The sequence below is a fragment of the Anabaena sp. UHCC 0253 genome (genome assembly GCF_009712085.1).
Classification (GTDB): domain Bacteria; phylum Cyanobacteriota; class Cyanobacteriia; order Cyanobacteriales; family Nostocaceae; genus Dolichospermum.
The window spans coordinates 1-9,946 of sequence record NZ_VILD01000011.1 but is presented as its reverse complement, the minus strand read 5'-3'; the positions used below and the strand labels follow the sequence as shown (position 1 = coordinate 9,946).

The following is a 9,946-nucleotide window of genomic DNA, read 5'->3' as shown; positions in this document are numbered from 1 at the left end:
TTTTTGATTTTGCAGATTTAACTTTGTTCAATTATTTTAAGATGGATTTTACCGACAAATATAGATAGTGCATCAAGCCAACATTTACATTTGAGTAAAAGCTGGGTGTATTCTATATTTGAAAGATGATGAATATTTTTGTTGATTATGTCAGGACATAGTAAATGGGCGAATATTAAGCGCCAGAAAGCTGTAGTAGATGCCAAAAGGGGAAATATCTTTACCCAACTATCGCGGGCAATAATTGTGGCTGCGAGAAATGGTGTACCAGATCCAGCAGGTAATTTCCAATTACGGACAGCGATTGATAAAGCCAAAGCAGCGGGCATTCCCAATGATAATATTGATAGGGCGATTGCTAAAGGTGCAGGTACTCTTGGTGGTGATAACTCCAGTTTAGAAGAAATTCGCTATGAAGGTTATGGTCCTGGAGGTGTAGCAATTTTAATTCAAGCCCTTACAGATAATCGTAATCGCACTGCTGCGGATTTGCGGGTATCTTTTAGTAAAAATGGCGGAAATTTGGGAGAAATCGGTTGTGTAAGTTGGATGTTTTCCCAAAAAGGTGTTTGTGTGATTGAAGGTGTTGTTGATGAAGAACAGCTTTTAGAAGCTTCCTTAGAAGGAAATGCTGAGTCTTATGAAATGATTGCAGATGAAACCGCTGAGGTATTTACGGAAGTGACAAATTTAGAGAAACTCAGCCAAACATTGAAAGCCCAAGGTTTTAAAGTTATTGAAGCAGAACTGCGTTGGATTCCTGGTAATCAAGTAGAAGTTACTGATGCAGATCAGGCTAAATCCCTTCTTAAATTAATTGATACCCTAGAAGGATTAGATGATGTCCAAAACGTGACAGCGAATTTTGAAATGGCTGATAATTTGATGGTTTTAAGTATGGCTTAGTATTTTTTGTTGTTAGCTTGCTTATCAGCCGCGATCGCGTCAAAATAATAATTAAAACGCCTTCATTTATCTTTACAATGTCCCTCTCCCAACTTACTCCCACCCTTTCCTCTCCCCACATCCCCACAGACAACTACTGGGGATATGATTATGATTTAGTCATAGTTGGTGGTGGAATTGTCGGCTTAACCCTAGCCGCAGCTTTAAAAGATTCTGGTTTAAGTATTCTCCTCATTGAGGCTAGAGTGGCATCCGCCGCAGTCGCTAAAGGACAAGCTTATGCTGTACATATGTTGTCAGCAAAAATTTTCCAAGGAATTGGTTTATGGGACAAAATTCTCCCCAATGTCGCCAAATATAACCAAGTTCGTCTCTCTGATGCTGATTATCCTGATGTGGTGAAATTCCAAACTGCTGATTTAGGGACATCAGAATTAGGTTATGTGGCGGAACATTCTGCACTGTTAGCACCTTTACAGGAATTTGTGCAAAGTTGTGCAAATGTAACTATCTTGTGTCCAGCGGCAGTTATTAGTACGGAAAATCAGTTAGATATAGTTAAAATTAACATCAAAATTAATGAAACAACCCAAACAATTCGCAGTAAATTGTTAGTAGCTGCCGATGGTTCTAAATCTCCAATTCGTCAAGCCGCAGGTATTAAAACGAAAGGTTGGAAATATTGGCAATCATGTATTGTGGCTTTTGTCAAACCAGAAAATCCCCACAATAACACCGCTTACGAAAAGTTTTGGTCTAGTGGTCCATTTGCAATTTTACCTTTACCTGGAAACCGTTGTCGCATTGTTTGGACAGCACCCCATGAGGAAGCGAAAGCTTTATGTGCTTTAAATGATCAGGAATTTTTAGCAGAACTGACAAAGCGTTATGGTGATCAAATGGGTAAATTAGAATTATTAGGAGACAGATTTATTTTTCAGGTACAGTTAATGCAGAGCGATCGCTATGTCCTCCCTAGATTAGCATTAATTGGTGATGCAGCACATAATTGTCATCCCGTCGGTGGACAAGGTTTAAATTTAGGGATTCGTGACGCAGCCGCATTAGCTGAAATCATCCAAACTGCCCATCAAAATCGCCAAGATATTGGTAATATTTCCATACTCAAGCAATATGAACGCTGGAGAAAAAAAGAAAACCTCGCAATTTTAGGTTTCACCGATTTATTAGATCGAGTTTTTTCTAACAACTTTTTACCAGTGGTAATAATTCGTCGTTTGGGTTTATGGATAATGCAGCGAGTTCCCATTGTAAAAATATTCGCCCTGAAATTGATGATTGGCTTAAAGGGAAAAACTCCAGAATTAGCCAAACGGTGAAATTATCAAAACCAATATATCTTAGGGTGCGTCAGACTCGATAACTCAGCCAGCCATAAATAGATTTTTGATATCTGAAGCACCTTAACAACTTTAACCTTATAATGAAAACTGGAGGACTTGGTGATTCAATTATCTCATCATGAGATTTTTAGAGAAATTGGTAAAATAATTCAAAAGTTTGACCTTTATCAATGTGATGATTGTGCCAGAGCTATCTACCAATGGTTACAACAAAATAATATTGAAGGAAAAATTATCAAATTAAAAACAACAACTCGGAACGATGAATATATTTTGAGTTGGCGCTTAGAAAAACAAGATATTACTGATTCGATTACAGATAACGGTACTCATTATGGAGTCGAAGTTTTTGGTAAAGTTTTCGATAATCTCTCAGTCGAGGGAATGACGCGAGAAGATTGGCTGAATGATTTTGATTGTCTTAGTCATCAATTTACCGTCACTGAGATAGATTCGCTATAGTAAAAGAAGCAGCACCACAGCTAGGAGTTTAAAATGGAAGGAATCTATGAAGTTTTGCAAAAAATAAAAAACAGACCAGGAATGTATATTGGTAAATCTTACCATCACTATTTTACGTCATTTTTTAGTGGGATATCAATTTGCGCGGAGTGAGATGGGGTTAGAATTAACACAAGAAGATACTGATTTTTATGATAATTTCCAGCCTTGGATACAAAGACATTTTAATGTGAGAACTTCCAATTCTTGGTCTAATATTATCTTGCTATTTACCCGTGATGAAAAGATGCTTTTAACTGTTTTTTAGATTATTAGATGAGTTTAAGCAGCGTGATAAAAGTCTAGATGCAGAATCGGAGAATGTCGTTACAGATTATGAGGAAATACTAGCTAAATTATGAAATTTGATAATTTACGTTAATAGTCTAGATACGAAATCCCAAATATCGTGATAAGAAACTTGTAGGGTGCGTTAGCCACAGCATAACGCACCATCAAAAAAGTAATTAAGAAACTTCCGCTTTTTCCTTATCTGCATTCAAAGCCACAACATCTTGTAACCGGGAAATTACAAAAGACTTTTCTAGATAAGACAACAACCCGCCAGCTTTCGGACCCTTTTCTTTATTTAAAAAAGATAGATACAAAGCCTTAAAAGCATTGGCTTGTTGAATTCCTAACTCCTTAGTAGTCGAGAAAATCAAAGTTTGTAATTCTTCAGCTTCCCAATTAGGAATATTCTGCAAATTCTCCCTCAATTTTTGCAAATAAGCAACTTGTTCGGAATTCAAATCATTAGCTTTTTCTGGAACTTGTTCCAAATAAAGAACTAACTTTTCTTCCTCATCTGCATAATCTTGTAACCACTTTTGAGCAGCAGCAATTCTTTGATTAATAATTTGCTGATCATACTCATTTAAAGGCTGTGGACTACGTTGTACAACCTCTTCCTGAATATTTAAACGCGGAACTTGCAACAGAGAAATCAACGTACTAAAATCAAAAGGTTGGAAAGTTTTAATTTCATCCCCTACCTGCGCGTAAAATAACGACATTAATTCCTCAGTTAATTCGGGAGAATTAGAATACTTATTAATTAAAGTATCGTAATCTCTAAATAAACGAGTAGTAGTTTCATAATTTGGCGCAAAATTAATTACAGTTCTTGGCTGAGTCCGCAACATTAAAAAGCGCAGCAATTCCGGTGGAAGTAAAGCCGCAATTTCTTCTGCACTCGAACCAACTCCTTTAGAAGAACTCATCTTTGTCCCATTTACAAGAATGAATTCATAGGGAGAATGGAAAGGAGGTTGCTTTTGTAAAACCTTGCGACTAATAGCATTAGCAACATCACGAGAACCACCTTTTTGCGAGTGATCCTTCCCAGCCATTTCGATAGTTACACCCAACACATCCCATTTAGCCACCCATTCAACTTTCCAGGGTAACTTACCATTACCATTAAAAGGAGAAACCCAACCAGAATGTCCACAACCTTTTACATAGTCAGTTGCATCAGGTTTACAGGTGTAAAATACTTCTGAACCGTTATAATCTGTAGTGACAGTTGTGGCAATCTTACCGCAATTTTCACAAACAACTTGAAAAGGATACCAGTTATTTGGACGATCTGCTTTGCTTACTTCTTTATATGCTTCTCTCACCAAATGAGCATTTTTCAAGAAAGTATCTATATGAGAATTAAGTTTTCCAGAACGATATAAATCCCGGAGAAAATAAGTTTCTGGTTTAATTCCTAAATACTCAAAAACTTCAAAAAATTCACCAATGAAATATTTAGCATAATCACTAGCATCATCACCAGGAGAAGGCACATTACACAGCGGAAAGCCCAAATAAGGAGAAAACTTTTCCTGATCTAAGTATTTTGGAACCGTATCCAATGCGTCATAGTCATCCACACCATACAAGAACTTGACAGGTTTACCTGCGTGTTTCAAAGCACGGTAAATAACATCATGGATAACCACACCCCGCAATGACCCAACGTGTACTCTTCCTGATGGAGTCTTAGAATCATTAACTACCTGGTAGCCTACTGCATCAGCAGCGATTTTATCAGCCCAAAACATTTGCTATTTATCTTTTCACAATCCATCCATTTTAGCTTTTGTCATGGAGAATAATCTCATTGTTGACTAAGTTCAATAATATTGCGATCTGGATCTTTAATAAAAATCGCCGCCCGACCAGAAGCACTAGCCTGAAAAGGATAGTTTTTAGCGATTAACTCCTCTTTCACAACCTGCAAATCAACCACAGCAAAAGCAATATGAGGATTTTGTCCCCATTTTTCCTGTTGCTTATCGGTTGGTACAGTAGCCGCAGCTATCAGATGAAGTTGATAATTACCAATTTGATACCAGACACCGGGATATTTTAAAGGACGTTCTACTTTATTTAATCCTAATACCTGACCATAAAAATATTCAGCACGTTCTAAATCAGTCACTAGAATAGCAGTATGAAGACTTTGGATAATTTGCATTTTTTTGTTTTGTTAAAAATATAGTACAATTTTATCTGTAAAATTAGGACTTATGTAATTGATTAAACATATATAAAGAAATATGACCTATATTTTTTATGAAATCATCATCAATTTTGACAATAATTTCTCACATATTCCCTAAAAACTGAAGACAATAGAAACAAGATTTTATTATTTTTTATTTTCGTTACCAAATACCTTTGTTGTAGAGATTGTAAACCATTATTAAAATCAATAACAGATAAACTTAAACTCTCTTTTAAATAATCTCTAGTAACAGGTATTTCAAACTTGCTTAAATGCAATACTATTTCTTTTTCTTGGGTTGATAAATGGTTAAATATTTCCTGAAGTCGAGATTGCATTTGATTAGTAATATGCAAAGTATTCTCGGCTAAAAAATCAGCAACTTGACCATCATAATTCTTGTTAATTAAGATACTCACACTTTTTAAATCAATAAAACTACCTGCATATAAATCAATTAATTGTAACCAATAATCTTCATTTTTCAATCCTCTATTTTGGAGAATATCAACATCATATAATCCTGATAGTTCTAAAGACTTAATCGGATATAATTCATCATCTAAACATTCCATTTCTGGAGATTGTTGTTGACTAATCACAATTACATGACTTTGATGTTTAACCTCTCTAATCATAGTAAAAAAGTTTTGATAATCTTGATATTCAACTTTGTATTGTCCAGCAAATTTACCAGGGATAAATATATTTTGTAAATCATCAAGGATAATTAAGCATTTCTGATTTGCAAGAATATCAAATAATTGCCTTAATTGCTTATCTAAAGTTGATTGAGGTTCTTGTTGACAAACATTCAATAAATCGCTAACAAGTAAATTTAAAGATTGAGGATATTTTAACCTTCTCCAAATAACGACTGCAAATTTATGTAAGTTTAAATCAACAAATCTTTTAACTAAAGTAGTTTTACCAGTTCCATATAATCCTGATACTGAAATCAAACAAGTATTTTGCTTAAAGATCCAATCAGAGAGTTGTTCTAACTGTGTTCCACGTTGATAAAATTTTATAATTTCAGGAGCTAAGGTTAAATCATAACTAGATAATTTAGATTCCGTATTTATATTACTTTTTTCCTCTTCTTTATTAGGTTGATTTAATATTGGCGAACTAAAATCAAAATAAGGATTCTTCCCACTCCAATAAATATTGGAATTTTGAGATGAGTTAATATAATATAATATACTCTTTCCAAAGTAGAACAAAAATTAGTTTTTTTTATATCTTCATGTAATATTTTAGATAAAAGTTGCCATAACTCAGATCCTACATCTCCTACATGACTACTAGAAAGATTATATTCCCTAGCAATCTGATCATAAGTTTCTCTTTTCCATGTACCTTCAACTACAGCAGTTTGGATATCATCTAGATGTTTTCCCGTTTTTTCAAATACCATTTGATCAACAAATTTTACAACTTCATCTACAGTCATAAAAACTATATAGGTTAAGGGTTTCGGTAATTATAGCAAAAGATAATCCTATTTTTACGCATATTTTCCGATTTTATACGTAAAAATTTGTAATAAATCTCCCGATAAAATCCGATGTTTTCCAATGGACAGATGACTCAGATTTTTGAAACAATGATAATTAAGTAAAAAAACAACTTACTCAAAGCAATGTTTGATATTTTTCAGAGAATCTGATTTTATTCGTGATCAAAAAATAGAGTCACTCAAAAATTAATCACAATGTCTTACTTAAGTAGTGAACGAAAAACCCAGCAACCCCCTGTTAATATAGAGGTTAGTCCTCCAACCATAGCTAAATTTGGTCAAACAGGTACAGGGAAAACAAGTCTTTCCAATGCTTTATTTGGGGTAAATTGGCGTACAGATTATGCTGTTGCTTGTACTCAAACCGTCACCGAATACGAAGGTAAAATGTTACCTGAAATTCATCAGGGTAAAGATTTTACTTGGCGACTTTGTGATACTCCTGGTGTTGGAGAGAGTGAATATGCGGATGATCAGCATTTTGAACATATTTATGAAACTTTTCACAAAGCAAATGTAATTTTGTTGGTTCTTCAGGCTGATACCCGTGCATTTGCAGAAGATCAAAAAGCAATCTTGAAATTAACCAACAACAAACAAAAAGTACCTGATGCTCATTATCTAATTGTTCTTAATCAAATTGATAGAGTACATCCTGAAAATTGGGATACTTTGAAAAATCAACCATCACCAGAACAATTATCTCTAATCCCAGAGAAATTAGAAATTGTCTATCAACGCTTCTCTCCCTACATACCCATTGAAAAACAACATATTATTCCTTGTTCTGTTGTTAATAATTATGGGCTAGACAATCTTGTCAATACAATTAACAACTTTAATTATCTTGCAAATCCAATTAATAACTTGAATTAGAGGAGTTACAAAAATGGGACTTTTTCAGAAGAAAGTATCACCAGAACAACAAAAAGTTGTAGATAACTTACGCAAAGTTTTAGGTGATAAAGACTTTAAACTTTTTGAAAGATTAGTTCAAGAAGAACTAGCACATCCTCCCAAAGTAGCTATTATTGGTAAATCTGGCGTTGGGAAAAGTACCACCATTAACTCCTTATTTGGTTTAGAAGAAAAAGTTAGTCACACGGGTCATGGAACAACAGAAGCAAGTAAACAAATAATTGAATTACCCCAAGGAGGAAAATTAGAAGTTATTGATATGCCTGGTTTAGGAGAAGACATCGAACTAGATGAAGAATACGCTAAAATTTACGAGCGAACTTTACCAAAAGCGGATGTTGTTCTCTATGTTATTCAGGGAAATTTAAAGGCATTAACAGAAGATCAAAAAATACTCAGAGACATTGTAGAAAACGTCATGGGTAACTTAAAAGGTCGTTTAGTAGTGGGATTAAATCAAGTTGATAAAATAGGTCCTGGTACATGGAATACCAAGTTTAATTATCCATCTCCTGAACAGGAAGACAATATCAATCGTCGTTGTCAAGATATTCAGAAGAAGTTAAGTTCTGCCCTTTCAATTAAAGTTGAACAAGTCGAATATTACTCAGCGGAGAAAAGATACAGACTTTATCATCTTCTAGCAACAATTATCAAAGCATCGGGTAATGTCGGCTGGAAATTTAGTATTAATCCTGCTGATCCTATTGAACTAGCAGATCCATCTGTCCAGAATTTATTGAGAAAGCAATTAGAAGATTAGGAGAGATACTTTTTGTGTTTCAGTTCACAAATGAGACGAATGGGAAGATTTATCTAGCATTTGGTTATTGGGACAGAATCGAAGATGATTGGATATCTGAAGGATGGTGGACGATTCAACCCGGTTGTACTATTACCCCATACGCAAAACAACTTCTGAATAGATATTATTACTATTATGCTTACTACGCCAGGAATAGTGGCTATTCAGGGAAATGGAGTGGAAGTGTACCATTTTATGTAAAAACTGCCGCATTTGAAATTAAAGAGTTAGGAAAATTGATGTTGGCAACAGTGAAACTTATCTTCTCACACTAACCAGTTCTAGTTTAACTGATGATGAAGAAAAACTCATCAAAACCCTTAGAGAATATAAACACTAAAAATAACAGTTTAATTTTTTTCACTACGTTAGGAGACGCTAACCAATGGATTATGATGATTTAGATCCAGAAGAAAGAGAAATCATTAAAAGCTTTCGACAACTTTCTCAATCTCAAAAGAAAGCAGTAACCGCTAGTAAGCAGTCTTTTATTGATTGGATTAAAACTTCGGTTTCATGGGTATGGGATAAAATTAAAGGCTATGCTAACGATTTATGGAGTTTGCTGAAAGGTTTATTCTAAGAACTTTAAGAAAACACTTTAAACAGGAGTAAAAGATGGAATTATCAGATGAAGAACAAGAAATTATTAGCCGTTATCGTCAACTTTCTCATGCACAAAAAAAAGCTGTTCTTGCGAGTGAAAACTCATTTGAATCATGGATTAAAACTGCTATGGAATGGCTTTGGGAAAGAATCAGTGAAGCAATAATTGAAATGCTATTTGACTATTTAAGAGATCAATTTTAAGCTAAAGTTGCCCACTTTCACATAACAAACCCAAAACAAAACCCCCTCATGATGAAATGAGAGGGTGATGTTGATTAATAGACCTGGCATCGAGCTATTGTGACGTGGGGCTACCCCCAAACTATCGTCGCCGCAGCAGCGTTTCACCTCTGAGTTCGGGAAGGGATCAGTGTGGTTCCACTGCGCCATAGACACCAGGAAACAATTAAAAATTAAAAATTTAGAATTAAAAATTAACTCTCAGTTTTTAACTTAGGGCGCTCACAACCCTGAAGACTGCAAAAAGAAAGAGAATCAGCCGTCATAATTAACTACCAAAAACTGACATTTTTAATTATCAATTGTCAATTGTCAATTGTCAATTATCAATTGTAGAAGAGGTCAAGCCCTCGGTCTATTAGTACTCATCAGCTACATACATTACTGCACTTCCACTTAGAGCCTATTAACGGGTGTTCTGCCCGTGACCTTACCTACTTTTTGTAGTGAGAGTACTCATCTTGAGGTGGGCTTCCCACTTAGATGCTTTCAGCGGTTATCCTCTCCGCACTTGGCTACCCAGCGTTTACCGTTGGTACGATACTGGTACACCAGCGGTGCGTTCCTCCCGGTCCTCTCGT

General features: G+C 35.0%; 13 protein-coding genes and 2 rRNA genes. 9 read left to right on the top strand and 6 right to left on the bottom strand.

Features of this window, described 5'->3' with window-relative positions; genetic code table 11:
- The first annotated feature begins 147 nt into the window (after positions 1-147).
- The 4 genes from FJR38_RS23900 (at position 148) to FJR38_RS28800 (ending at position 3,039) form a co-directional block, all read left to right on the top strand.
- A complete protein-coding gene (locus FJR38_RS23900) occupies positions 148-906 on the top strand; it encodes a YebC/PmpR family DNA-binding transcriptional regulator (protein ID WP_168539832.1) in 759 nt (252 codons plus the stop codon).
- Positions 907-983: 77 nt separating this feature from the next.
- Positions 984-2,246 carry an FAD-dependent hydroxylase gene (locus tag FJR38_RS23895; RefSeq protein WP_168539831.1) on the top strand — a complete coding sequence of 421 codons (1,263 nt, stop codon included), beginning with the start codon at positions 984-986 and terminating at the stop codon, positions 2,244-2,246.
- A gap of 123 nt (positions 2,247-2,369) precedes the next feature.
- Positions 2,370-2,732: a papain fold toxin domain-containing protein gene (locus FJR38_RS23890; RefSeq protein ID WP_168496999.1), complete on the top strand. Its 363-nt coding sequence runs from the start codon at positions 2,370-2,372 to the stop codon at positions 2,730-2,732.
- Positions 2,733-2,820: 88 nt separating this feature from the next.
- On the top strand, positions 2,821-3,039 hold the full coding sequence (locus tag FJR38_RS28800) for a hypothetical protein (RefSeq protein WP_254449547.1): 219 nt from the start codon (positions 2,821-2,823) through the stop codon (positions 3,037-3,039).
- Between the two features lie 199 nt (positions 3,040-3,238).
- Here the strand turns inward: FJR38_RS28800 and lysS are convergent, their stop codons facing one another.
- The 4 genes from lysS to FJR38_RS27895 form a co-directional block, all read right to left on the bottom strand.
- On the bottom strand, positions 3,239-4,825 hold the full coding sequence (gene lysS / locus FJR38_RS23880) for a lysine--tRNA ligase (protein WP_168539830.1): 1,587 nt from the start codon (positions 4,823-4,825) through the stop codon (positions 3,239-3,241).
- A gap of 56 nt (positions 4,826-4,881) precedes the next feature.
- Positions 4,882-5,241: a VOC family protein gene (locus FJR38_RS23875; RefSeq protein ID WP_168497005.1), complete on the bottom strand. Its 360-nt coding sequence runs from the start codon at positions 5,239-5,241 to the stop codon at positions 4,882-4,884.
- Positions 5,242-5,351: 110 nt separating this feature from the next.
- Entirely contained in the window at positions 5,352-6,497 is a 1,146-nt protein-coding gene (locus FJR38_RS27900; RefSeq protein WP_371418278.1) for an NB-ARC domain-containing protein, read from the bottom strand.
- Positions 6,389-6,727 carry a hypothetical protein gene (locus tag FJR38_RS27895; protein WP_217360053.1) on the bottom strand — a complete coding sequence of 113 codons (339 nt, stop codon included), beginning with the start codon at positions 6,725-6,727 and terminating at the stop codon, positions 6,389-6,391. The genes FJR38_RS27900 and FJR38_RS27895 overlap by 109 nt, the downstream gene beginning before the upstream one ends.
- Positions 6,728-6,988: 261 nt before the next feature.
- Between FJR38_RS27895 and FJR38_RS23865 the strand changes: the two genes are divergently transcribed.
- From FJR38_RS23865 to FJR38_RS23845, 5 genes are all read left to right on the top strand, one after another.
- On the top strand, positions 6,989-7,669 hold the full coding sequence (locus tag FJR38_RS23865) for a GTPase family protein (RefSeq protein WP_168497007.1): 681 nt from the start codon (positions 6,989-6,991) through the stop codon (positions 7,667-7,669).
- 13 nt (positions 7,670-7,682) lie between these two features.
- On the top strand, positions 7,683-8,474 hold the full coding sequence (locus tag FJR38_RS23860) for a GTPase family protein (RefSeq protein ID WP_168539828.1): 792 nt from the start codon (positions 7,683-7,685) through the stop codon (positions 8,472-8,474).
- A gap of 14 nt (positions 8,475-8,488) precedes the next feature.
- Positions 8,489-8,791 carry a DUF1036 domain-containing protein gene (locus FJR38_RS23855; protein ID WP_168497013.1) on the top strand — a complete coding sequence of 101 codons (303 nt, stop codon included), beginning with the start codon at positions 8,489-8,491 and terminating at the stop codon, positions 8,789-8,791.
- A 110-nt stretch (positions 8,792-8,901) separates the two neighbouring features.
- A complete protein-coding gene (locus FJR38_RS23850) occupies positions 8,902-9,099 on the top strand; it encodes a hypothetical protein (protein ID WP_168497015.1) in 198 nt (65 codons plus the stop codon).
- Positions 9,100-9,134: 35 nt separating this feature from the next.
- Positions 9,135-9,326 carry a hypothetical protein gene (locus tag FJR38_RS23845; protein ID WP_168497017.1) on the top strand — a complete coding sequence of 64 codons (192 nt, stop codon included), beginning with the start codon at positions 9,135-9,137 and terminating at the stop codon, positions 9,324-9,326.
- An 81-nt stretch (positions 9,327-9,407) separates the two neighbouring features.
- Here FJR38_RS23845 and rrf read toward each other — a convergent pair.
- A 5S ribosomal RNA gene (gene rrf / locus FJR38_RS23840) occupies positions 9,408-9,525 on the bottom strand.
- A gap of 178 nt (positions 9,526-9,703) precedes the next feature.
- Positions 9,704-9,946: ribosomal RNA gene (locus tag FJR38_RS23835) — 23S ribosomal RNA — on the bottom strand; the annotation flags it as partial.

Bases quoted from the DNA above. Each gene is read 5' to 3' on its own strand.
- FJR38_RS27895 (WP_217360053.1), bottom strand. From the start codon at position 6,727: ATGACTGTAGATGAAGTTGTAAAATTTGTTGATCAAATGGTATTTGAA.
- lysS (WP_168539830.1), bottom strand. From the start codon at position 4,825: ATGTTTTGGGCTGATAAAATCGCTGCTGATGCAGTAGGCTACCAGGTA.
- FJR38_RS23850 (WP_168497015.1), top strand. From the start codon at position 8,902: ATGGATTATGATGATTTAGATCCAGAAGAAAGAGAAATCATTAAAAGC.
- FJR38_RS23875 (WP_168497005.1), bottom strand. From the start codon at position 5,241: ATGCAAATTATCCAAAGTCTTCATACTGCTATTCTAGTGACTGATTTA.
- FJR38_RS23865 (WP_168497007.1), top strand. From the start codon at position 6,989: ATGTCTTACTTAAGTAGTGAACGAAAAACCCAGCAACCCCCTGTTAAT.
- FJR38_RS23900 (WP_168539832.1), top strand. From the start codon at position 148: ATGTCAGGACATAGTAAATGGGCGAATATTAAGCGCCAGAAAGCTGTA.
- FJR38_RS23895 (WP_168539831.1), top strand. From the start codon at position 984: ATGTCCCTCTCCCAACTTACTCCCACCCTTTCCTCTCCCCACATCCCC.
- FJR38_RS23860 (WP_168539828.1), top strand. From the start codon at position 7,683: ATGGGACTTTTTCAGAAGAAAGTATCACCAGAACAACAAAAAGTTGTA.
- FJR38_RS23845 (WP_168497017.1), top strand. From the start codon at position 9,135: ATGGAATTATCAGATGAAGAACAAGAAATTATTAGCCGTTATCGTCAA.